Genomic DNA, 21,687 nt, shown 5'->3' on the forward strand with positions numbered 1-21,687 from the left:
GTGGCGGGTCAGCCGCCGTGGGCGCGCGCGATCCGGCGGCTGGCGGCGACGAGCACCGGCACGAGCCGGTCGACCTGCGGCTCGATGGTCTCGGTCGGACCGAAGACCGACACCGAGGCCACGGCCTGGCGGCGCAGCATGATCGGGACCGCGACGGAGGGGGCGCCGTCGAAGGACTCGCTGTGCGAGACGGCGTACCCGACCCGCCGCACAGCGTCGAGGCATCGGTCCCAGTCCGGTTCCGCGCGAACGGTCTTGCTGACCCGCGGCGGGAAGCCGGCCCGCCGACGGGCGGTGTCGAGCTCGTGGTTCCAGGCGGCGATGGCCTTGCCGCTGCTCGTCGTGTGCGCGGGTAGCCGCCGGCCGAAGTGCCCGAGGATGCGCAGGCCGTCGCTGTTCTCGATGCGCTCCACGAAGACGATGTCCGCCCCGTCCGGCACGGCCATGTTGACCGTCAGCCCGGTGACCGAGGCGAGCTGGCGCAGGAACGGCAGGGCCACGTGGCGCAGCTCGTTGCGGGCCAGCGCGAGGGCGCCGAGCTCGTAGAGGTGGATGCCGAGGCGGTACTGGCCCTGGGCGTCCTGCTCGACGAAGCCGCGGCTGGCCAGGGTCTGCAGCAGGCGGTGTGCGGTGGACTTGGCGACCCCGAGGCGGCGGGCGATGTCGGAGACGCCGAGCTCACCGTCGGTCGCGAAGCACTCGAGGACGTCGAGGGCGCTGCCGACCGACTTCAGCCCCGAGCCGTGGGGGTCGTCCGGGGACGTCCGCTTCGGGGTGCTGGCGCACCACGCCTGTTCCTGCGCGACGATCGACATGCTCGGCTCCCTTGCCCTCTGCACTGGGATGACAGTGAGGCCGGCGACGTGGTTCGATCAACGTATGCGTTCCACTCAGCGGAACGATCCGCCTGTGAGCCTCCTCGCACGGGCCGCGGCGGTCGTCGGCGTCTTCGACCACCGGTCGCCGTCGCTCGGTCTGGCCGAGCTGGCCCGTCGCACCGGGCTGCCGAAGACGACCGTGCACCGCATCGTCGGCGAGCTGGTCGGGCTGCGCGTCCTCGAGCGCACCGAGCCCGGCTCCCCCGTCGAGGGCTACCGGCTCGGCATGTGGCTCTTCGAGCGCGGCGAGCTCGTGCCCGCGCACCGGACCCTCTCCGATGCCGCGCTCCCGGTCATGGAGGACCTGCGGGCCGCGACGCGACAGCGCATCCACCTCGCGGTGCTCGAGGGGGTCGACGTCGTCTACCTCGAGATCCTCGGCGAGATCGGCGTCGACATCGCCTCACGCACCGGCGGCCGGGTGCCGGCGCACGCCACCGGGGTCGGGAAGGCGATCCTCGCGTACAGCTCCGCGGCGACCGTGCGCGCGCGGATCGAGGCCGGCCTCCCCCGGCTCACACCGCGCACCATCGTCACGCCGGGCGGGCTCACGGCCGAGCTGCGCAAGATCCGCTCGAGCGGGATGGCCCTCGACCTCGAGGAGGGCAACCTCGGCGTCTCGTGCGTCGCCGCGCCGGTGTTCGGTGCCAACCACAAGGTGCGGGCCGGCCTCTCGGTCACCGGTCTCACCGCCGCGGTCGACCCCGGGACACTCGGGCCGGCCGTGCGCACCGCCGCCTTCACCCTCAGCCGGGTGCTGCGCGAGTCCGGCCTCTGAGCGTCGGCGGAGTCCCTAGGTGGTCCGCAGTGGCTCGAGGGCGGCGAGGACGAGGTCGAGGCCGAACGTGAACTCCTGCGACGGGTCGTAGTCGGCGGCCAGCAGGGCGATGGCGGACTCGTTGAGGTAGGGGTACTCGGCCTCCGGGAGCCGGGGCAGGAGGACCTCGCCGGTCACGTCCGCGAACTCGTCCGGGGTGTCGAACGGCAGGCTGGAGGACTGCAGGGCGAACCCGTAGACGTACCCGTCGAGCATCCACTGGGCGTGCGTGGCCATGACCACCGAGAAGCCCGCCCTCCTCAGGCAGGCGGTGACCGCCTCGCGGTGGCGCAGGTGCGCGGGCCCGGGTGCCGTCCGGGAGTCCAGCAGGCCGATCGACCAGGGGTGGCGCGCCAGGACGTCCCGGGCCGACTCCGACCTCCGCCGCATCGCCGCCTGCCAGTCGGTGCCCTCGGGCGGGAGCTCGATCTCCGCGAAGACGACGTCGACCATCGCGTCGAGCAGCTGGTCCCTGCTCGCCACGTAGTGGTAGAGCGACATCGCGCCGGCGCCGAGCGCGGTCGCCAGGCGGCGCATGCTCAGCCCCTCGACCCCTTCGCGGTCGGCCAGCCGCACCGCCGCCTCGACGACCAGCTCCCTGCTCAGCCCCTCGGATGCCACCTCGGCGATGCTCCTTCCCGGGGTCGGTCCCCTGCTCCCTCGATCGGTTGACAACCGTACGCCGTACTGCGATGGTACGGCGTACGACGTACGGTGTACGAACATCGCCTGCCGAGGAGCCATGAGGATGAGCACGACGCAGAGCACCGCCCCGCCACCGTCCACGGATGTCCGGGGGCGAGGCCGCCCCGCCGGCCTGGCGGCCCTGGCCGTCGCGGCGGCCGTGCTGACCGAGAACGTCGTGCTCGCCGCGACCGGTGCGCGCAGCTTCGCCGACCCGGTCGAGGAGGTCCTGGCCTACTACGCGGATCACAGGGGCGCGGTCGCCATCGCGTCCGGGCTCGTGGCCCTCTACCTGCCGCTGCTCATGGTGTTCGTGACGCGTCTGCACGGCCTCGTGACGCGGCGCGGTGGAGCCGGCGCCGACTGGTCGTCGCTCGCCGTGGCCTCGGCCGCGGCGCTGGCCGCGGTGTTCGTGCTCGTCAACGTCCTCCAGGTGGGGCTGGCCCTCTCCGCCGGGGACCTGACCGAGCCGACCCCCGTCGTCGAGCTGGTCTGGCAGGTCCACGCGGCGGCGTTCGGGTTGGCGCTGCCGATGCTCGGCGCCACGTTCGCGGGAACCGCCCTCGCGGCTCACGCGAGTGGCTTGACCCCGCCGTGGCAGCGCACGCTCGGGCTGGCGGGCGGGGGCCTGTTGCTCGCGGCGGGGGTCGGCAACCTCGCGATCGCCGACGGCTCCCCGCTGGTCTTCGTCGGCCTCGTGGGGTTTGCCGCCTGGCTCGTCTGGATGGTCGCGACCGGGGTGCGCCTCCTTCGCTCGTGACCCTGACCTTCGTCGTGGTCAGGATGGCTCTCGGATGGTCCGGGGGGCGGTGTGCGGCGCCGGCCACAGCTGGACGAGGTACTCCTCGAACGGTTCGCTGTCGACCCCGTCGGGGTTGCGCGTGCGACCCCGGGCATGGACGCGGACCCTGGCTTCCGCCTGCTGCGCGCTGAGCACGCGGTCGGGTGCGGGGCACACCTCAGGCGGCGTGTGGTGGGGCGAGTGGCCGCGTGGGTGGCACCGGTGGAGGGAGGGCGGCGAGGGCTCGGTCGTAGGAGCCGTCGGTGAGGTCCCAGACGACGTACCGGCCGTGCTGGTCGGGTGTGGCCGAGACGGTGGCCCAGAGGCGCCGCCGGTGGACGGTGGTGTGGTGGCGCTGGCACAGCAACGCGGCGTTGGCGACGTCGGTCGCTCCACCGTCGACCCAGTGCCGGACGTGGTGCGCCCGCGCCCAGGCGGCGGGGGCGGTGCAGCCGGGAAGGTGCAGCCGCGGTCGCGCAGGGTGAGGTGGCGTCGTTGGGCGCGGCTGAAGAGGCGCAGGACCCGGCCGATGGTCAGCGGTTCGTCCGCGGTGCCGAGGACGTGCGGGACCAGTGCGGCGTCGCAGGCGAGCCGGCGCAGGGTCTCGGGGCCCAGGAGGGTGCCGTCGGCGGTGGTGTCGAGGACCTCGCCCGCGCCGGTGCCCGCCCGCAGGTCGGCCAGGCTCACGGTGACGTGCAGGGTCGCGGCCGCGCCGAGGTCGGTGGCTCCGGCGGCACCGGCACCCCCGCCCACTCCCCGGCAGATCTCGGTGAGGGCCTCGACACGGCGTTGCCCGGCCGGGCGCAGGTCGGCTTCCCCGGTCTCGGCGTTCGGGGCCGGCGCGGACAGGGGGCCGATGGCGGCCTCGAGGGTGGCGGCCTGTTCGGGGGTCATGGACAGCTGGTACTCGGTGAGGTCGCCGGACTCGACCCGCGGCATCGAGAGCCGGGCTGCTGCGGCGAGCCGGGCGTTCAGGTCCTCGAACACCCCGTCGCGTCCGTAGCGGGCGAGCAGGGCCGGCCGCAACCGGCGCATCACGCTCGCCCCCTGCCCGGCGGCCAGGTCGACCAGCGCCTCGGTGACCGCCGGGAGGACGTCGTCACGCACCAGCGGCCGGACCCGGTCGACCTCACGGAGCACCGAGCACGCGGTACCGGCCTCGAGCCAGCACTCGCGGACCGCGGCCCACACCAGCCCGACCGGGCACCCCGGGTCGGGCTCGCGACGGGTCAGGCCCGACCCCGCCGCGCACACCTCGAGCGCGACCCGGGCCACCGACGCCGCGCCGCCCTGCCGGAGGGAGGGCGCGTTCTCGCGCAGCCACGCGGCGACCTCCCCACCGGCGACCTCGCCACGCCCGGTCGCCTCCACGGCCAGGGCCACCCGCGCCGCGGAGGCCAGCGCGGCCACGGTGTCGACGAGGGCCAGCACCTCGGCCAGCTCCGCACCCGAGGCCGCCGGCAGGGCGTCACCGAACCCGGCCAGCACCGCCCGCGCAGCCTCCAGGGCGGACCTACGCTGCGCGAGTTCGGCTGTCCCGGTTGACATGCCGCCATTCTGGCACCGCCCACCGACAGTCCCCCGACCCCGACGACCACCTGTGGACAACCACCCGAGCGGCCACAGCCTGTGGACGACCGACGCGGCGACGACGGCCGAACCGGAGAGCCGTCAGCGCTTGATGAGGGGCGAGCGAACCGCGCCCGACTCCTTGTCGGACTCGTTGAAGAACTCCTCGCGGTGGATGTCGCGCGGGAAGAGGCGCTTGCCCATCAACGTCCTGAGCGCGGCCTCGACCATCGGTGGCGGACCGCAGAGGTACCCCGAGCACCCGCCCAGGGTCTCGTGGTCGGCGGCGATAACGTCGGTGACCATGCCGAAGCCGAAGGCGCCGGCGTCGTCGCCGCTGTCCTCCGCCGTCTCCTCCGACAGGCAGGGCCGGTAGGTGAACTGCTCCGGGAACCGTGCTGCGAGGGAACGGAAGTACTCGACGTCGTAGAGCCACTCCCGCGTCCGCGCGCCCTGGTAGAGCGTCAGGTGCCCGGCGTAGGCGCCGTCCTCCAGCGCGTGCCGGACCATCGACTTCAGAGGGGCCAGACCGGTGCCGCCGCCCACGAGCACGGCGTGCCGGTCGTCCCCGGTCTTGAGCACGAAGCGCCCGTACGGACCGGACACCGACACGGCGTCGCCGACCGACAGCCCGCCGAACACCCAGCCGTCGGTCCCGCGGCCACCCGGGACGCGCCGGACGTGGAACTCCAGCCGCCGCCGCTCGCTGGGCGGCGACGCGATCGACCAGGTGCGGTCGACGGTCGGCAGCCCGTCGCGGGCCGGCACCTGGAACTTGAGGTACTGCCCGGCGTTGAAGCCGATCTCGCGGTCCAGCTCGACGACGAGGCGCACGGTGTCCCGCGCGACCTCGTCGAGCTCGACGACCGTCGCCGAGTAGTCCTGGACCGGGAAGATCTCGATGGACTCGTCGATGTCGATGTCCGCCTCGATGGTCACGTCCGAGCGCGGGGTCGCGGTGCAGGGCAACAGCTTCCCCTCGTCGCGCTCGTAGTCCATCAGCGCGAACGAGCTCGCCGCCCCGTGGTCGACCTCGCCGTCGAGGATGTCGGCCTTGCACGTGGCACAGGTGCCGTGGGTGCAGGAGTGGGGCAGCCACACCCCGCTGCGCAGGCACGCGTCGAGGATGCTCTGGTCCTCACGGCACTCGACCTCGCGGCCGAGCGGCTCGACGGTGATCGTGTGGGACTCGGTCATGGCGGGTCGTGCTCCGTTCGGTGGTGCCACGCCGGCCGCCGCGCTGGGTCAGGGAGTTCCCCGGCGCGGCGGTCGACGTGGACGGTGGGTGGCCTCAGACGAGGACGCGCATCCCGATGACGTCCTTGTGCTCGACGCCGATCTCCTCGAGGGTCTGGTCGTCACGCGGCTCGAACTGGGCGCCGTGCAGGGTGAAGACCCGGCGGGCCTCGGGGTCGAAGTCCGGGTCCTCCTCGGCGAAGGGCACGACGAGGGCGTTCCAGAAGTCACCCCACGTCATGGCCTTCGGGGCCCGGAAGCACGCCGAGGCGCAGAACCACGGGTTCTCCTGGAACCACAGGTGGACCAGCTGGTCGTCCCCGTACAGCTCCTGGCGCGAGCGCGACGGGAAGTCGTACGCACCGATGCTCCTCACGGTCATGTCAGGCCTCCGATCCGATGTGCGAGTGGTCCGCGGCGTTGTGCCACGACTTCCAGTTGGTGTCGTCGACCGAGCCCTTGTACTCGCCGCCGTCGCCCTCCTGGATGCCGTACCAGGCGAGCACGTCCGGCACCGTCGGACCGCCGCAGTTGCCCTGGTAGATCTGGTGCACGGGGAGCCAGGCCTGGACGTACTTCTCCGGCTCGCGCTCGAAGATCCACTGGCACCCGTTGGAGCAGGTCTGGAACTTCTCGCCGTTGTGCACCGACTCGCGCTGGCAGAGCGTGGTGGGGTCGTCGGGCTCGGTGAAGAGCATCGGGATCTGGCAGACCTGGCACAGCTGCGGCAGGCCGCGGACGAAGTGCCGGCCACCGTTCTCGAGGTTGCGAGCCTCCTTGTCCCACAGCGGCTTGTAGAGCTTGTCGAACGTGCCGGGGTAGTTCTCCGCCAGCCAGGTCTGGGCGTCGGCGTCGGGGAAGGTCGTCGTGAAGGCCGCCGCGTGCGAGAACTGGTAGAGGGTCCAGTACACCTGGTGCGAGAGGATCTCCTTCTCGGCGATGGCGTCGTCGACGTGCTTCGGCGGGGTGATGCCGTAGAAGGCGAGGTCCTGGAACAGGCCGCCGAGCATCTGCTCCTCGAAGTACAGCTCGAAGGCCTCCTTCCAGCTCATCACCTTGCGCGGCAGCATGTAGTCGAGCATCTGGGCGACGAGGGCCGTGACGCGGTACCCGCGCCAGAACCACTTGTCGATCCAGGCCTGCACGATCGGCACGTTCGCCTCGTCCTGCTCGAGGAGGAACTTGATCGCCTCGAGGCCGAGGGTCATGTGCCGCGACTCGTCGGACTGCGCCGAGAAGCCGAAGGTCATCGTCGGCAGGTCGCCGTTGAACGAGGCGCCCGACATGAACGGCACGAAGAGCAGGTTGGTCAGCAGGTACTCGAACGAGAACCCGATGGCGATGAGGAACTCGAACGGGCCGGCCGTCAGCGCGTCGTCGAAGAACGACTTCGGCACCGAGAGGTACCAGACCCGGTCATGCTGCTCGAGGTAGTTGTGGAACCCGCCGTAGTACTTGTTGTAGTTCGACAGCGTGTGGATCTCGGTCTGCGTGTGGCGCATCTCGTCGATCGACTGGCACAGGGCCGCGAACCGGGGACCGGGGCCGTTGAGGTGGCGGGCCAGGTAGGCGAAGTTGCGGTGCGCCTGGTACTCCAGCGGCGTGACGCCCTGGAGGAAGAGCTTCATCGCGTTGAGGTAGCTGGCCTCGGTCAGGGTCAGGTGGCCCTGGCTCTGGGCGAACCCGTCGAGCACGGCGTAGAGGCGCTTGTCCTTCTCCGCCTGGTACTTCGTGTAGGCGTCGACCGTGAGGCGGAAGGGGTCCTCCCACTTGCTCCAGTCGTGGATCTTGATGCCCTCGAACTCGGTGTGCGGGAACACGTCGCTCTTCGCAACGTAGCTCGGCTCCCAGTCGAGGTCTCGGGTCAGCGCCTCGTAGCGCTGCTTCATCGTCAGCTTGCGCGGGGCCTTGGGGCGATCGTCATGACAACTTCCTGTCTAAGAGGTCGGGGTCCCCGCGAAGTACCGGAGCGAGGTACGAGCAGAGGACTTCGTGGGGTGACTCAGTGGTCCCAGGCGATGACGATCTCGTCGTCATCCCATTCCTTGATGTGCCCGAAGTAGCTCACGATGGCGAGCTGGAACTCGTGCGTCTCCCACTCGCGGCCGAGGCGCTCCTCGACCGACTCACGGGTGATGACGAGGCGACCGGGTGCGGTGATGCGCACGATCCCGGGATGTGCTGCACGGTGCAGCCGTCGTTCGTCGACTCGATGGCCTCGACGACGGAGCGGTTGGTCTCGCTCTCCTGGATGTCCACGCCGACGGGGCGGGTGGGGGCGGTGGTGTTCATGGCTCGTCCTTGCCGGTCAGGCGGTGAGGGCCGCGACGGCGTCGCGGATCGTGGTGGCGGTGGCGTCGAGGGAGGCGGCAGCGGCGGCGCCCACGAGCTCGTCGGCCCGGGCGGCGACCGGACCCAGCGCCACGAGGGCGGCGGCGAGGGCCTCGGTCGTGGTAACGGCGAGCAGCTGCGTGTTGGCGGCCCCGGTGCCGGGGTCGGTGACCCACGCCTTGTACAGGGCCTCGACCCACTTGCGCTGGTCCGCGAACCACGACGAGAGGTGCTGGGCCACGAGGCTGTAGGAACCCGCGCCCTGGTCGATGGCCGCGTCGTCGAGGTGGGCGAAGAACAGCCCGTAGACCAGCCGGTCCGCGACGTCGAGGCGGACGAGCGCCCTGCCCCAGTCCTTCTCGAGGAACAGCTCCTCGACGTACCGGCGCAGGCCCTGCAGCGAGGCGTCCTCGACCCAGCGGGTCTTGGCGTCGGCCAGGAGCTCGGCGGTGCCGCCACCGAGGGCGATCCCCACGCGGCTGAGGGCCTGGGCGTTGCCGATCCGGTCGAAGGCGGCGTAGGCGGCGCACTGCGTGATCGTCGTGCCGAACCCGAAGCGGGCGATGTCGCACGACACCATCTGCGCACCGGACTCGTAGTGCCGCAGCGGCACGAGCAGCTCACCCATCACCGACGACCACGCGTCGGGGAGGCGGGAGAGCAGGTCGCGCGAGTCGAGGTAGTCCAGCGTCGCGGCCACCGCGTCGGCCATCGCGGCCCGGGAGGTGACGTACGGGGCGTAGTAGTACTGGCGCGGGTCCGTGAACGAGTACGGGTCGGTGAGCCGGAACGCGCTGTAGGCCTCGTCGTAGATGTCGTGCGCGGGGTCCCAGAGCGGCCGGTAGTGGAAGTTCTCCTTGGCCTGGATGTCGATGGTGCCCTCCTCGTAGCGCGAGGCGGGGCGGTCGCCGTAGCGCCTGACGAGGTGGTCGAAGGTCTTGCGGGGCGGGTCGATGACCTGGGTCCGCAGTTCGTACTGCACGGTGCCTCCTCGGGGCTGGGCCGGCTCGGGTGTCCGGTCCGTCTGGGGTGGGGTCGCTGGGTCAGGGGACGTGGTGGTGGACGCCGGACTCGACGAGCAGGCGCACGAGCAGGTCGGGGAGCGCGTCCGGCCCCTCGAGCTCGTGGGGGAGCTCGGCGTCGAAGCCGTCGCCGACGAGGCGGCCGTAGGCCGTGCCGTCCTCGAAGGTCGTCGACACCCGCGCCGCGCGACCCCGGTGGGTCACGGAGAACGCGAGCTCGTGGGGCAGCGGCTCGTCGACGAGCGAGAGCCGGTCGTCGGCGGGGCCGAGCACGGCGTTGGCCTCGCTGACCAGCTGCTCGGCGAGGGAGCGGATGGCGACCTGGCGGTCGGCGCCGGTGCCGGTGGCGATCCGCCGGCTGATCCGGGTCTCGGGCATGGGCGCCAGCTCCTCGACGTCGGGGAGCTGGTCCTCGGGGGTGCCGACGATCTCGGCGACCCGGAGCATGAACGGGGTCACGGGGTCTCCTCTCGGGAGGGGCGGTGGCCGGCGGCCACGCCCACGGGCACGGCGACGCCGGGCACGGCGACGGACGACTCGGCGATCCGGGCGGCGAGCGCGGAGGCTCCGGCGGCCGCGACGTCGGCGTCCTGGGCGGCGGACCCGCCCGAGACACCGACGGCCCCGACGAGGGACCCGTCGACGACCACCGGCACCCCGCCACCGAAGGCGGCGACCCGTCCGCGCCGGCCGATGCCGTCGCGGACGGCGTCCTCGGACGAGATGGCGTCCCAGAGGGTGGCGGTCGGGAGGCCCCCGAAGGCGGTGACCGTCCAGGCCTTGTCCCGGGCGATCTCGCCGGACGCCGCGAACGCGCCGTCCATCCGGGCGAAGGCGAGCAGCGTGCCGGCCGCGTCGGTGACCGCGACGTTGAACGCCCCGCCGACCTCCTCGGCGCGCTCGAGCGCCGCGTCCAGCGCGACCCGGGCCCCGGCGTGGGTCAGGGTCGTCTCGGTGCGGACGAGCATCTGCTGCTCCTCGTCGTCGTCGTCGACGGGTGGGCGGTCACCCGCCGGTCGGCGGGCAGGGGCCACCGCGGTGGCGACGGTGCTCCGTCGCCGCCACCGTCGAGCGGTGGCGGTGGGTCGTCCGGGGGCCGGGCGACCGGTGGGGTCAGCTCAGGTGAGGACCGAGGTGAAGGCGTCGTTCAGCTCGCGGGCGTGGTAGAACACGCCCTTGCCGAGGGCGTCCGGCGTCCACACGTTCATCGGCCGGTCGCGGAAGGCGAGGTAGCCGCCCGCGAAGACCTCGTTGCGGTTGCCCGACGGGTCGAAGAAGTAGACCGTCTGGCCGCGGGTGATGCCGTGGCGCGTCGGGCCGATGTCGATCGGCACGTCGTCCATCGAGAAGAGGTCCGCGGCGCGGCCGACCTCGACCCAGTCGCCGAGCCGGAAGGCGAAGTGGTGCAGCTTGCCCTGCGGGCCGGCGAGGACGGCGAGCTGGTGGATCTGGTTGCCGCTCGTCATCCACGTCGCGATGATGTCGGCGTCGTCGTCCAGGCTCGTCTGCACGCGCTCGGTCGGGAAGAAGTCGAAGACCGCGGTGAGGAAGCGGTCCATGAGGCCCGGGTCCTCGGCCGTGATGAGCGAGTGGTCGAGCGCGGGCACGCCGACCCCGACGAGGTGGCGCGGGAAGGCGTCGGGGTTGTGCGTCCCGACCTCGGTGCCGATGCAGGTGGCCTCGTGGTAGACCTCGAAGACGTGGTCGGACGGGGTGGTGAACCGGATGCCGTCGCCGATCTCCGCGTTCTCGCCCTTGCTCATCCGCTCGACGGTGACGCCGAAGGCGGTGGCCCGCTTCTCGATCTCGTCGATGTCGCTCGAGTAGTCGACCTTCCAGCCGAACTTCACGAGCCCGACGCCGCCCTCCTCGAGGACGACCGAGTGGTGGTCCCACTCGTCCCAGGCCTTGTAGTACGTCTTGTTGCCCTCCGCGTGGGTCTCGTAGAGGCCCATCGTGTTGGCGTAGTGGTCCTTGGCCTCGGCCATGTCCGTGACGCGGACGTGGGCGTAGCCCAACCTGCTGACTGCCATGCGTTACTCCTTGGGTACGGCGCCGGCCGGGGAGGCGGCGAGGGCTTGGGCGCGCAGACGAGCCTTCTCGTTGATCTGGCGCAGGAAGGGGTTGACCAGGCGAACGTCCTCGCCCCGCAGCTCGATGGTGACGTCGGTCGTCGGCACGGCACGGCAGCTGAGGCAGGTGCCGTCGGTGCGCTCGTCCTCGCTGAGGACGGTGTCGGCGATCGGGTGGTCGTAGGCGAACTCACCGGCGAGGCAGTCGACCTTGCAGATCGCGCAGCCGCCACGTCGACAGCCGACGGTGTACGAGTACCCGGCGCGGTAGAGCCCGCTGAGCACGGTCTCACCGGTCTCGAGGTGGATGACCTCGCCCGTCGGGTGGATCGTCACGGTCGGCACCGGCGCTCCCTTGCGGTCAGTGGGTGGGCGGCACCGTGCCGCCTGCAACGAGGGTCGCCGGACGCCGCGGACCGGACCACACACGTTCCTCATCCCGGAACATCGGCCGGGACGGGGCGCGCGCCGGCCGGGCTCAGGGGGCGGACAGGAAGTCGCCGACGAGCCGGTTGAAGGCCTCGGCGTGCTCGATCTGGGTCCAGTGCCCGCACCGGCCGAAGACGTGCAGCTGCGAGTCGGGGATGAGCCCGTGCAGCGCGTAGGAGGACTCGACGGGGATGACCCGGTCGTCGCGCCCGTGGACGATCAGCGCCCGGTGCCGGATGCCCTCGATGGCGGCGATCGGCTGGGTCAGGGCGTCGAGGTGGCGCTGGCGCGGGGCCGGGAACATCGCCGAGAACGCCTCCTGCACCCCGGGACGGATGCTGGCGCGGTAGCGGACCATCGCGAGGTCGGGGCCCAGCGCGTCGCGGTCGTGGGCGAAGAGCTCGAGGAGGGCCTGCATGTTCTCCACGGACGGGCGGTAGCCCCAGACCGCGTCGAGGCCGGGGCTGATGCGCTGCGGCGAGACCGTGGCGCCCATGAGCACGAGCCGGCGCAGGCGCTCGGGGTGGTTGACGGCCAGGGAGGCGGCCAGCCCCCGCCGAAGGAGTTGCCGACGACGTCGGCCTGCTCGACGCCCAGCTCGTCCATGAGCGCGACGAGGTGGGCGGTCCAGTGCGGCATCGAGTACTCGAAGCCGTCCGGCCGCTCGGTGAAGCCGAAGCCCACCATGTCGGGGGCGACGACGCAGAACCGCTCGGCGAGGGCGGGCATCGTCAGCCGCCAGTTGGCGTAGGCCGTGACGCCGGGGCCGGAGCCGTGGACGAGGAGGACGACCGGCTGGGTCGCCGGGTCGCCGAGGACGTGGACGTTGGTGCCGATGCCGCCCGCGGTGACGGTGCGGCCGATCTCGGGGCTGGTGGAGGCGGGGGCGACGGGGGCGGACGTGGTCGTCATGGGCCGCAGGGTAGGAGCCGTCCGGGGTGCGTGGGCCCGTCGTTCCGGCATCGCGAACCGGCGGCCGGCCGCTCTGTCGCCGGTGACGCTTTCCGAACCCTTACGGAGTGCGGGCGTTCGCCAGACCTCGAGGCGGCAGGCCGTCCCTAGGGTGGTGAGGGCCGTGGACGACGGCGTCCGCGGCGCGACCGGGTGCATCCCGGCCGGCCCCGCCGGACCCCTAGGACCCCGCATGCGTTCCCCACCGTGAGGCGGCCGTTGCGCCGCCTGACCGTCCTCGCCACCGCCGCCGTGCTCACCGGCACCGGCCTGGCCGCCGCCGCGGCCGCCCCGGCCGCACCGGCCGCACCGGCTGCTCCGTCCTCCACCCCCACCTCCCTGCAGGCGCGGGCCGGCAGCGCCCTCCCCTACCGCGACGCACGCCTGCCCACCGGGAAGCGCGTCGCCGACCTGCTGGCGCGGATGACCCTCGCCGAGAAGGTCGGGCAGATGACCCAGGCCGAGCGCGGCGGCATCGACGCCGACCCGTCCCAGATCACGACCCTCGGCCTCGGCAGCGTGCTCTCCGGCGGCGGGTCCGTACCCACCCCGAACACCCCGTCCGCCTGGGCCGACATGGTCGACCGCTACCAGCGCGCCGCGCTCGGTACCCGCCTGGGCATCCCGCTGCTGTACGGCGTCGACTCGGTCCACGGCCACGGCAACCTCGACGGCGCCACGGTCTTCCCGCACGACATCGGCCTCGGGGCCACCCGTGACCCCGGGCTCGTCGAGCGCATCGCGCACATCACGGCCGAGGAGACCCGGGCCACCGGGCCGCAGTGGGCCTTCGCGCCCTGCCTCTGCGTCGCGCGCGACGACCGCTGGGGTCGCACCTACGAGAGCTTCGGCGAGACGCCGGAGCTCGTGACGATGATGGAGACCGCGATCCGCGGCCTGCAGGGCCGCCCCGGGCAGCTCGACGACGCCGACCGGGTCCTGGCCACCGCCAAACACTTCGCCGGTGACGGCCTGACGACCTACGGCACCGGCTCGAACGGCCAGCGGACGGGGAGCTACCCCATCGACCAGGGCGTCGACCAGGTCTCGCGCCGCACCTTCGAGCGCCTCGCGCTCGCCCCGTACGTACCGGCCGTCAGGCGCTGGGACGTCGGCTCGGTCATGCCGAGCTACTCCGACGTCGACTGGACCGAGGACGGCCTCGGGAACCCGGTGAACATGCACGGCAACCGGGAGCTGCTCACCGGGTGGCTCAAGGAGAAGCAGCACTTCGACGGGTTCGTCATCTCGGACTACGAGGGCATCCACCACATCGACCCGGGCTCGACGTACGCGCACCAGGTCGCCACGGGCGTCAACGCGGGCGTCGACATGTTCATGGAGCCGTACGACTTCCGCGACTTCACGACGACGCTGACGGCGGCCGTGCAGGGCGGTCAGGTGTCGATGGCCCGCATCGACGACGCCGTGACGCGCATCCTCACGAAGAAGGTCGAGCTGGGGCTCTTCGAGCACCCGTACACGGACCGGAGGAACATCGACGACATCGGCTCGGCGGCGCACCGCGCGGTGGCCCGCGAGGCCGTCCAGGAGTCGCAGGTCCTCCTCAAGAACGACCGGAAGGCGTTGCCGCTCAACGGGCGTCGTCCTGTCTACGTCGCGGGCAGCAACGCCGACAACATCGGCAACCAGGCCGGCGGGTGGACCCTCACCTGGCAGGGCGGCTCGACGACGGACATCCCGGGCACGACCGTCCTCGACGGCATCCGCGGCGAGGCGAGGGACGTGACGTTCAGCGAGGACGCGTCGGCACCGGTGCCCCGGGGCGCCGTCGGCGTCGTCGTCGTCGGCGAGACCCCGTACTCCGAGGGGTTCGGCGACGTCGGCGGCCCGAGCTGGTCGAACGACCCCGGTGACGCGGGGCAACCCCGACCGGCCAAGACGATGGAGCTGAGCACCGCGGACTCCCGCGCGGTCGACACCGTCTGCGCGAGGGCGTCGACGTGCGTCGTGCTCGTCGTGTCCGGACGACCGGTCGTCATCCCCCCGCGCAGCTGCGGACGGTCGACGCCCTCGTCGCCTCCTGGCTGCCGGGCAGCGAGGGAGAGGGCGTCTCGGACGTCCTCTTCGGTGACGCACCGTTCACCGGGCGGCTGCCGGTGACCTGGCCGCGCTCGGTCGACCAGGAGCCGATCAACGTCGGCGACGGGCAGCACCCGGCCTTCCCCTACGGCTGGGGGCTGCGCACCCGCGGGAGCCACGGCGGCGGCCACCACCACTGACGCCGTGCACCCCCCGGCCCCGCACGGATTTGGGGCCGGGGGTGCATCGCTGGCTATCGTGGCGGGGATGTACCCCACGGACGGAGATCTCCCGTGACCTGCCCCGAGTGCGGCGCCACGCAGGCCGACCAGGCCCGCTTCTGCTCCCGCTGCGGTACCGCCCTGCTGGCCCGCCGTGACGAGGAGCCGCTGTCGCCCGCCGGTGACGACGACCCGATGCCCGACCTCGACGACACCTCCGACCTCGACGAGCTGCTCCCCTTCGCCGCCGACGCCGACGCGTCCTACCCCGACACGTCCTACCCCGACGTCCACCGCCCCGGCGGTGGGTACGCCGACCCCGACGAGGTGCCGGGCGGCGCCGCCGGTCCCGGCGACCCCGACGGCCGGCGCGGCTGCCTCGGCATGGTCGCGCTGGCGACGGTCGGCCTCCTGATGCTCGCCGGCCTGCTCTGGTACTTCGGCTCGGGCGGCGACGGCGACTCCCCCGCCGCGGCCCCGACGACGCGCAGCAGCGCGCCGTCGGGCAGCACGTCGCCGAGCGGCGAGGCCTCGCCGTCGGAGTCGCCCACCGGCCCGCAGCCCACCGAGCGCGCCTCGACCGCCAAGAAGTGCGCCGAGCTCGAGGGCGGCATGACCGCCTGGAGCGGCAACGAGGTGACGACCTGCGACTTCGCCATCGAGACCGCCCGGGCGCTGCAGGCCGCCGGTGGCACGCTGCCCGCCACGGTCACCGCCACCTCGCCCGTGACGAAGAAGGACTACGAGATGACGTGCGAGAACACCACGCCCGTCGTCTGCCGGGGCGGCACCGACGCCCTCGTGTACATCGACATCGCGAAGTAGCCGCTCCCCCGCCGTGGCACGCCTCCGCCCGACGCCGACACCTCCACAGGATCTTCACGACACCCGCGCCCCGACACCGTTACGGTGAGGTGATGGCCCCCGTCGTGCGCGTCGAGCACCTCACCAAGGACTACGGTGCGGTGCTCGCCCTCGACGCCCTGACCCTCGACGTCGGCGAGGGCACCACCGGCCTCGTCGGGGCCAACGGCGCGGGCAAGTCGACGCTGCTGAAGATCCTCCTCGGGCTCATCCCGGCGACCGGCGGGCGGGCCGAGGTGCTCGGCCACGACGTCGCCACCGAGGGCGCAGCCGTGCGGGCCGCGGTCGGCTACCTGCCCGAGCACGACTGCCTCCCACCGGACGTCAGTGCCAGCGACTTCGTCGTGCACATGGCGATGATGTCGGGCCTGCCCCGCGTCGCCGCGCGCGAGCGGGCCGCCGAGGTGCTGCGCCACGTCGGGCTCGCCGAGGAGCGCTACCGGCCGATGGGCGGCTACTCCACCGGCATGAAGCAGAAGGCCAAGCTCGCCCAGGCCCTCGCCCACGACCCGCGCCTCGTCCTGCTCGACGAGCCGACCAACGGCCTCGACCCCGCCGCGCGCGAGGAGATGCTCGGGCTCGTCCGGCGCATCGGCCACGACTTCGGCATCGCCGTCATCGTCACGTCGCACCTGCTCGGCGAGCTCGAGCGGGTCAGCGACAACGTCGTCGTGCTCGACGGCGGCCGCCTGCTGCGCGCCTCCCGCACCGACGAGTTCCTCGACGCCACGGGGGCGCTGCTCGTCGAGGTCCTCGGCGACGAGGCGCACGCCCGGATGGCCGCCGCGCTGACCGGTGCCGGTGTCGCGGTGACCGACCGCGGCTCGGTGCTCAGCGTCGGGGCGACGGCGCAGGGCCTCGACGTGCGCGACCTCGTCCGCGACACCGCGAGCGACCTCGGGCTCGGGCTCGTCCGCCTCCAGACCGACCACCGGCGCATCGAGGACGTCTTCGCCGACGACGCACCCGGGGCGTCGGCCGACAGCGTCCCGGCCGCTCCCGTCGCCTCGGCCGCTCCCGTCGTCCCGGCCGCCCCCGCTGCCCCGGTCGCCGACACCGACCGACGGGCCGGGCGGCACCGCCGCATCGAGGGGGTGCCCGGTGAGTGACCCCACCGCGGCCACGCCGGAGGGCCGCAGCGTCATCCACGACCTGGGCTACCGGCCGTACACCGGCACCCGGATGCCACCGGCCACGATCGCCCGGGCCCTGGCGGTCACCGGCTTCCGCAACGCGTTCGGGCTGGGCCGCTCGGGTCGCTCGAAGATCCTGCCGTTCGTCCTACTCGCCCTCAACCTGCTGCCGGCGGTCGTCATCGGCGGGATCGCGGCCTTCGTGGGCCTCAAGGAGCTGCCCATCGGGTATGCCGAGTACGCGTCCACGACCCAGGTGCTGCTCGGCATCTTCGTCGCGTCCCAGGCCCCGGTGCTGTTCTCGCGCGACCTGAGGCACGGCACGATCTCGCTCTACCTCGCCCGCCCGCTGCGCTCGAGCGCCTACGCCGTCGCCCGCTGGACCTCGCTGCTCGCCGCCACCCTCGTCTTCCTCGTGCTGCCGATCGTCATCCTCTACGCCGTCTCGTTGCTCATCGAGCTCGACGTCTCCGACCAGACGCGCGAGGCCGCCAAGGCGCTCGGGCTGGCCGTGCTGCTCGCCCTGTCGCTCACCGGCATCGCGGGGCTCATCGCCTCGTGGTCGACCCGGCGGGGCTTCGCCGTCGTCGCGACGATCGCCCTCCTCGTCATCGCCAACGGCGTCGTCACCGTCATCCAGGGCATCTCCACCGAGCCGGGCGGCAACACCCGGGTGGGCGAGATCGCCGGCCTGTTCTCGCCGTACTCCCTCTACCGCGGGCTGATCGGCGCCTGGACGGGTGCCGACACCCCGACACCACCGTCGTCGACGGGCATGGAGCTCGCCTACGTCGCCGTGCTCGTCGGCATCTCGGTGGCCTGCCTCGCCGCCCTCGTCGCGCGCTACCGGCGGGAGGCCACGTCGTGAGCGTGCTGACCCTCGACCAGACCTCGCGCTGGTACGGCAACGTCGTGGCCGTCAACGGCATCTCGATGACCGTGCGTCCCGGCATCACGGGCCTGCTCGGACCCAACGGCGCCGGCAAGACGACGCTCATCGCGATGATGTCCGGCTTCCTCGCGCCCTCGGCCGGCACGGTGACCCTCGACGGGACGGCGGTGTGGCGCAACACCTCCGTGTACCGCTCGATCGGGCTGGTCCCCGAGCGCGAGGTCAGCTTCGGCTACCTCACCGGACGCCAGTTCGTCCTGGCCAACGCCGAGCTGCACGGCCTCCCCGACCCCGGTGCCGCCACCGAGCGCGTGCTCGAGGTCGTCGAGATGACCGAGCCGGCCGCGCGCCGCATCGGCACCTACTCCAAGGGGATGCGCCAGCGGGTCAAGCTGGCCTCGGCCCTGGTCCACGACCCCGCCGTCCTCCTCCTCGACGAGCCGTTCAACGGCGTCGACCCGCGCCAGCGCCTGCACCTCATGGCCCTGCTGCGGCGGATGGGCGCCGAGGGCCGCACCGTGCTCTTCAGCTCGCACATCCTCGAGGAGGTCGAGCAGGTCGCCCGGCAGATCGAGGTCGTGGTCTCCGGCCGGCACGCGGCGTCCGGCGAGTTCGGCGAGATCCGGCGGCTGATGACCGACCGCCCGGTGCAGTACGTCGTCGTCGCCGACGACGACCGCGCGCTGGCCGCCCGGCTCATCGCCGACCCGTCGGTCGTGGCCGTCTCGCTGCGTCCGGAGGGCGGTATCGCGGTGTCGGTCGCGGACTTCGGCTCCTTCGCCGTCCGGCTGCCGCGGGTCGCGCGCGAGCACGGCATCCGGGTCCTCGAGCTGGCCCCACCGACGACTCGCTCGAGAGCGTGTTCTCGTACCTGGTGGGGGCTGACCCGGTGAACCGCACCCTGTTCCGCCTCTCCGTGCAGGCCGTCGCCGGGCGCCGCCGCGGGCTCGTGCTGCTCGTCATCCCGCTCGCCCTGCTCGTGCTGGCCCTCGTCGTCCGGGGGCTCACCGACGGCGACACGGGCCTCGACGCGACGGTCGGGCTGGGCCTCAGCCTGGCCCTCCCGCTCGTCGCCCTGCTCGCCTCGACCGCCGTGCTCGGCCCGGAGGTCGACGACGGCTCGATCGTCTACCTGCTCTCGAAGCCGGTGAGCCGGTACGTCATCGGTGTCAGCAAGTACGCCGCCGCCTGGCTGGCGACGATGCTGCTCGGCGCCCTGCCGCTGGCCGGGGTCGGGCTCGTCCTCGACCCCTCCGAGCCGCGGCGCGCCCTCGCCCTCGGCATCGGGGTGCGGTGGCCGGCACGGTGTACTCGGCGCTCTTCCTCGGGCTGGCCGCGCTGACGCGTCACGCGGTCGTCGTCGGGCTGCTCTACACGCTCTTCTGGGAGGGCGTCCTCGGGTCGGTGCTCTCGGGCATCCGCTACCTCTCGGTCGGGGCGTGGGGCCGCGAGGTGGCGCACGCGGTGAGCCCGCTCCTCGGCACCGTCGACGTCGCGACCGCCTACGCCGTCGTCGCCGCCGTCGTCGTCACGCTCGGGTCGGTGTGGTTCACCGGCGACCGCCTGCGCTCGTTCACCCTCCGGGGCGACGAGTAGCGACAGGCGCTCAGCCCGTCGCCGGCACCGCTCCGTCGGGTGTCGCGGGCTCCACGTCGTCCGGGCGGCGGCCGCTGCCGAGCGACAGGCTCGCGAGCAGGCCGAGCACGAGGAAGCCCGCCGCCGTCGCCGCGGACACCCGGGTGGCCTCGGTGAGCGCGGTGCGTGCGTCCGCGGCGGCCGCGGCCGTGCCCGGGTCGCGGGCCAGGGCCGGGATGGCCGCGCCCGCACTGGCCTTGACCGCCTCGACCACCTGCACTCGCGCCTGCTCCGGCACACCGCGGTCGGCGAGACTCGTGTCGAGCCGCGACCCGAGCACGGTGAAGAGGATGGTCCCGAGGATGGCGATGCCGAAGGCCGACCCGATCTGGCGGGCCGTGCTCTGGGTGCCCGAGCCCTGGCCGCTGCGCTCGACGGGGACGTCTGCGAGAACGACGCCGGTCAGCTGGGCGGTGGCGAACCCGACGCCGATGCCGTAGACGAAGAGGAGCGGCGCCGTGATGACCCACCCGGAGTCGGGGCGCAGCAGCAGCGCGATGCCGGCGATGCCGACGATCTCGAGGACGATGCCCAGCCGCACGATGAACACCGGGCTGCGGCCGCGCCCGAGGGCGGCGCCCAGACCGCTCGCGACGAAGCTGCCGACGGCCAGGGCGAGCAGCACGAGGCCGGTCTGGAACGCGGTGTAGCCCAGCACGTTCTGGAACCACAAGGGGAGGGCGAAGAGCAGCCCGAACTCGCCGAGGCTGACGATGAGGGCGGCGATGTTGCCGTTGCGGAACGACGTGATGGTGAACAGCCCGAGGTCGAGCATCGCGACCCGGCCGGTCGCGTTCCGCCGTCGCTCGACGATGACGAACGCGACGAGGGCGACGACCCCGACGACGAAGGCGACGGCCACCGGCGACACCGACCACGGCCAGGTCCAGCCGAAGAGCGAGAAGTCCGTCCCGGTGCTCTGCACCCAGCCGTACGTGCGGCCCTCGATGAGCCCGAAGACGACCGCGCCGAACCCGACCGCGGCGAGGACCGCCCCCGCCCAGTCCGCCCCGGTCCCGGCGCTCCGTTCGCGGGACTCGTCGACGAGCAGGTAGAGGCCGATGATGACGACCGCCGTCAGCGGCACGTTGATGCCGAACGCCCAGCGCCAGGAGAAGCTCGTGGTCAGCCAGCCGCCGAGCAGCGGGCCGAGCGCGGCGGTGCCACCGATCGTCGCGCCCCACACCCCGAAGGCGATGCCTCGGTCCTTGCCGCGGAAGGTCGCGTTGAGGAGGGACAGCGACGTCGGCAGCATCATGGCCCCGCCGACGCCCTGGAGGGCGCGGGCCCCGATGAGCCACGGTCCGCCGTCAGCCGTCGCCGCGAGGATGCTCGAGAGGCCGAACACCAGTGCCCCGAGGGCGAACAGGCGCCGCCGGCCGAAGTGGTCGGCGAGCCGGCCGAAGACCAGCAGCAGGGCGGCGAAGACGAGGGTGTAGACCTCCTGCACCCACTGCGCGTCGCTGGAGGTGATGCCGAGGTCGTCGATGATCGAGGGCACGGCGACGTTGACGATCGTCGAGTCGACGATGATCAGCGACACACCGAGGCTGATGACGACGAGGCCGACCCAGCGGCGACGCGTCGCCCTCCGGTCGCCGGCGGGCGTCGTGGCGGAGGCATCACTCAGCATGCTGGGCAATATAGCGGCCGGACCCCGTGCCCACGACCTAGGCTCGACACCGTGACGACCCCCCACGAGGACTGGTCCCTGGGGCGCCTGCTGTCCACGGCGGCACGGATGGTCGAGCACGACTGGAACGCCTGGCTCGCCGGGCACGACCTGACGCACGCCGGCTTCCTCGCCCTGCACGGCCTCGCATCCGGGCCCCTCCCCCAGCGCGAGCTGGCCGCCGCGAGCCACGTCGAGGAGCAGACGATGGCCCGCATCGTCGACCGGCTCGAGCGCACCGGACACGTGACCCGGCGTCGCGACCCTCGCGACCGGCGACGGGTCCTCGTCGAGCGCACCGACCTCGGGGCGAGCGCGCACGCCGCGGTGCAGGCCTCCGGAGTCGCCGACCGGCTCGTCGAGGGTCCGCTGGCCGATGCGGCCGCGTTCCGCGCCGAGCTCGTCCGGCTCGTGGCGGCCCGTCGGACCCCTCCCGCCTCCCCCTGACCTGCGCGGG

General features: G+C 72.8%; 24 protein-coding genes and 2 pseudogenes. 11 read left to right on the plus strand and 15 right to left on the minus strand.

All coding sequences use genetic code 11. The features are described from left to right. Positions 1–8 precede the first annotated feature (8 nt). Complete coding sequence (locus tag G7075_RS13175) at positions 9–815, minus strand: IclR family transcriptional regulator (RefSeq protein WP_166122433.1); 807 nt, start codon at positions 813–815, stop codon at positions 9–11. Positions 816–909: 94 nt separating this feature from the next. Between G7075_RS13175 and G7075_RS13180 the strand changes: the two genes are divergently transcribed. Beyond that, the gene (locus G7075_RS13180; protein ID WP_205860501.1) at positions 910–1,656 is read left to right on the plus strand and encodes an IclR family transcriptional regulator; all 747 of its coding nucleotides are present in this window, start codon (positions 910–912) and stop codon (positions 1,654–1,656) included. Positions 1,657–1,671: 15 nt separating this feature from the next. Here G7075_RS13180 and G7075_RS13185 read toward each other — a convergent pair whose 3' ends face one another. Beyond that, positions 1,672–2,316: a TetR/AcrR family transcriptional regulator gene (locus tag G7075_RS13185; RefSeq protein ID WP_371814070.1), complete on the minus strand. Its 645-nt coding sequence runs from the start codon at positions 2,314–2,316 to the stop codon at positions 1,672–1,674. A gap of 127 nt (positions 2,317–2,443) precedes the next feature. Here G7075_RS13185 and G7075_RS13190 point away from each other — a divergent pair, with 127 nt between their 5' ends. Further along, positions 2,444–3,139, plus strand: a complete 696-nt coding sequence (locus tag G7075_RS13190; protein WP_166122437.1) for a hypothetical protein — start codon at positions 2,444–2,446, stop codon at positions 3,137–3,139. Positions 3,140–3,338: 199 nt separating this feature from the next. Here G7075_RS13190 and G7075_RS22870 read toward each other — a convergent pair whose 3' ends face one another. From G7075_RS22870 to G7075_RS22875, 12 genes and pseudogenes are all read right to left on the minus strand, one after another. Further along, positions 3,339–3,746: an HNH endonuclease gene (locus G7075_RS22870; RefSeq protein ID WP_371814242.1), complete on the minus strand. Its 408-nt coding sequence runs from the start codon at positions 3,744–3,746 to the stop codon at positions 3,339–3,341. Continuing rightward, positions 3,644–4,708: pseudogene (locus tag G7075_RS21325) on the minus strand (DUF222 domain-containing protein); the annotation flags it as partial. The gene G7075_RS22870 and the pseudogene G7075_RS21325, both read right to left, overlap by 103 nt. 123 nt (positions 4,709–4,831) lie before the next feature. Further along, entirely contained in the window at positions 4,832–5,926 is a 1,095-nt protein-coding gene (locus G7075_RS13200; RefSeq protein WP_166122439.1) for an NADH:ubiquinone reductase (Na(+)-transporting) subunit F, read from the minus strand. Between the two features lie 94 nt (positions 5,927–6,020). Next, entirely contained in the window at positions 6,021–6,347 is a 327-nt protein-coding gene (locus tag G7075_RS13205) for a phenol hydroxylase subunit P4 (RefSeq protein WP_166122441.1), read from the minus strand. Between the two features lies 1 nt (position 6,348). Continuing rightward, positions 6,349–7,854 carry a YHS domain-containing protein gene (locus G7075_RS13210; RefSeq protein WP_166122443.1) on the minus strand — a complete coding sequence of 502 codons (1,506 nt, stop codon included), beginning with the start codon at positions 7,852–7,854 and terminating at the stop codon, positions 6,349–6,351. Positions 7,855–7,967: 113 nt separating this feature from the next. Further along, positions 7,968–8,132 (minus strand): MmoB/DmpM family protein, encoded by a 165-nt coding sequence (locus G7075_RS20350; RefSeq protein WP_205860502.1) that lies wholly within the window; start codon positions 8,130–8,132, stop codon positions 7,968–7,970. Between the two features lie 141 nt (positions 8,133–8,273). Then, positions 8,274–9,278, minus strand: coding sequence for a phenol 2-monooxygenase (locus G7075_RS13220; protein ID WP_166122445.1), 1,005 nt, complete (start codon positions 9,276–9,278; stop codon positions 8,274–8,276). Positions 9,279–9,339: 61 nt separating this feature from the next. Continuing rightward, entirely contained in the window at positions 9,340–9,777 is a 438-nt protein-coding gene (locus tag G7075_RS13225) for a hypothetical protein (RefSeq protein ID WP_166122447.1), read from the minus strand. Then, entirely contained in the window at positions 9,774–10,352 is a 579-nt protein-coding gene (locus tag G7075_RS13230; protein WP_240917608.1) for a heme-binding protein, read from the minus strand. Before G7075_RS13230 ends, G7075_RS13225 begins: the two co-directional genes overlap by 4 nt. Before the next feature lie 84 nt (positions 10,353–10,436). Further along, positions 10,437–11,351, minus strand: a complete 915-nt coding sequence (locus G7075_RS13235; RefSeq protein WP_166122449.1) for a catechol 2,3-dioxygenase — start codon at positions 11,349–11,351, stop codon at positions 10,437–10,439. Between the two features lie 3 nt (positions 11,352–11,354). Beyond that, entirely contained in the window at positions 11,355–11,735 is a 381-nt protein-coding gene (locus G7075_RS13240; protein ID WP_166122451.1) for a 2Fe-2S iron-sulfur cluster-binding protein, read from the minus strand. 133 nt (positions 11,736–11,868) lie between these two features. Then, positions 11,869–12,965 (minus strand): annotated as a pseudogene (locus G7075_RS22875) (alpha/beta fold hydrolase). Positions 12,966–12,989: 24 nt separating this feature from the next. On the opposite strand from G7075_RS22875, the gene G7075_RS13250 reads away from it, so the two are divergent. The 8 genes from G7075_RS13250 (at position 12,990) to G7075_RS13280 (ending at position 19,519) form a co-directional block, all read left to right on the plus strand. After that, positions 12,990–14,894 carry a glycoside hydrolase family 3 protein gene (locus G7075_RS13250; RefSeq protein ID WP_205860503.1) on the plus strand — a complete coding sequence of 635 codons (1,905 nt, stop codon included), beginning with the start codon at positions 12,990–12,992 and terminating at the stop codon, positions 14,892–14,894. After that, a complete protein-coding gene (locus G7075_RS22055) occupies positions 14,819–15,013 on the plus strand; it encodes a glycoside hydrolase family 3 C-terminal domain-containing protein (protein ID WP_256378073.1) in 195 nt (64 codons plus the stop codon). Before G7075_RS13250 ends, G7075_RS22055 begins: the two co-directional genes overlap by 76 nt. A gap of 93 nt (positions 15,014–15,106) precedes the next feature. Further along, positions 15,107–15,859, plus strand: coding sequence for a zinc ribbon domain-containing protein (locus tag G7075_RS13255; protein WP_166122453.1), 753 nt, complete (start codon positions 15,107–15,109; stop codon positions 15,857–15,859). 92 nt (positions 15,860–15,951) lie between these two features. Then, positions 15,952–17,007, plus strand: coding sequence for an ABC transporter ATP-binding protein (locus tag G7075_RS13260; protein WP_166122455.1), 1,056 nt, complete (start codon positions 15,952–15,954; stop codon positions 17,005–17,007). Next, on the plus strand, positions 17,000–17,899 hold the full coding sequence (locus G7075_RS13265; RefSeq protein ID WP_166122457.1) for an ABC transporter permease subunit: 900 nt from the start codon (positions 17,000–17,002) through the stop codon (positions 17,897–17,899). The genes G7075_RS13260 and G7075_RS13265 overlap by 8 nt, the downstream gene beginning before the upstream one ends. Next, complete coding sequence (locus G7075_RS13270) at positions 17,896–18,816, plus strand: ABC transporter ATP-binding protein (protein ID WP_240917609.1); 921 nt, start codon at positions 17,896–17,898, stop codon at positions 18,814–18,816. The genes G7075_RS13265 and G7075_RS13270 overlap by 4 nt, the downstream gene beginning before the upstream one ends. After that, entirely contained in the window at positions 18,813–19,265 is a 453-nt protein-coding gene (locus G7075_RS21330; RefSeq protein ID WP_166117784.1) for an ABC transporter permease subunit, read from the plus strand. Before G7075_RS13270 ends, G7075_RS21330 begins: the two co-directional genes overlap by 4 nt. Next, positions 19,217–19,519, plus strand: coding sequence for a hypothetical protein (locus tag G7075_RS13280; RefSeq protein ID WP_166122459.1), 303 nt, complete (start codon positions 19,217–19,219; stop codon positions 19,517–19,519). Before G7075_RS21330 ends, G7075_RS13280 begins: the two co-directional genes overlap by 49 nt. Positions 19,520–19,529: 10 nt before the next feature. Here G7075_RS13280 and G7075_RS13285 read toward each other — a convergent pair whose 3' ends face one another. Then, complete coding sequence (locus tag G7075_RS13285; RefSeq protein WP_166122461.1) at positions 19,530–21,191, minus strand: MFS transporter; 1,662 nt, start codon at positions 21,189–21,191, stop codon at positions 19,530–19,532. A 51-nt stretch (positions 21,192–21,242) separates the two neighbouring features. Here G7075_RS13285 and G7075_RS13290 point away from each other — a divergent pair, with 51 nt between their 5' ends. Then, entirely contained in the window at positions 21,243–21,677 is a 435-nt protein-coding gene (locus tag G7075_RS13290; protein WP_166122463.1) for a MarR family winged helix-turn-helix transcriptional regulator, read from the plus strand. Positions 21,678–21,687: the final 10 nt, after the last annotated feature.

Origin of the sequence: Phycicoccus sp. HDW14 (assembly GCF_011383005.1) — a bacterium.
In the GTDB taxonomy this organism is placed as follows: domain Bacteria; phylum Actinomycetota; class Actinomycetes; order Actinomycetales; family Dermatophilaceae; genus Phycicoccus.

Excerpts from the sequence above, each read along its gene's own strand:
- G7075_RS13175 (WP_166122433.1), bottom strand. The coding sequence starts at position 815 with ATGTCGATCGTCGCGCAGGAACAGGCGTGGTGCGCCAGCACCCCGAAG.
- G7075_RS13190 (WP_166122437.1), top strand. The coding sequence starts at position 2,444 with ATGAGCACGACGCAGAGCACCGCCCCGCCACCGTCCACGGATGTCCGG.
- G7075_RS13200 (WP_166122439.1), bottom strand. The coding sequence starts at position 5,926 with ATGACCGAGTCCCACACGATCACCGTCGAGCCGCTCGGCCGCGAGGTC.
- G7075_RS13205 (WP_166122441.1), bottom strand. The coding sequence starts at position 6,347 with ATGACCGTGAGGAGCATCGGTGCGTACGACTTCCCGTCGCGCTCGCGC.
- G7075_RS13210 (WP_166122443.1), bottom strand. The coding sequence starts at position 7,854 with ATGAAGCAGCGCTACGAGGCGCTGACCCGAGACCTCGACTGGGAGCCG.
- G7075_RS13235 (WP_166122449.1), bottom strand. The coding sequence starts at position 11,351 with ATGGCAGTCAGCAGGTTGGGCTACGCCCACGTCCGCGTCACGGACATG.
- G7075_RS13260 (WP_166122455.1), top strand. The coding sequence starts at position 15,952 with ATGGCCCCCGTCGTGCGCGTCGAGCACCTCACCAAGGACTACGGTGCG.
- G7075_RS13285 (WP_166122461.1), bottom strand. The coding sequence starts at position 21,191 with ATGCTGAGTGATGCCTCCGCCACGACGCCCGCCGGCGACCGGAGGGCG.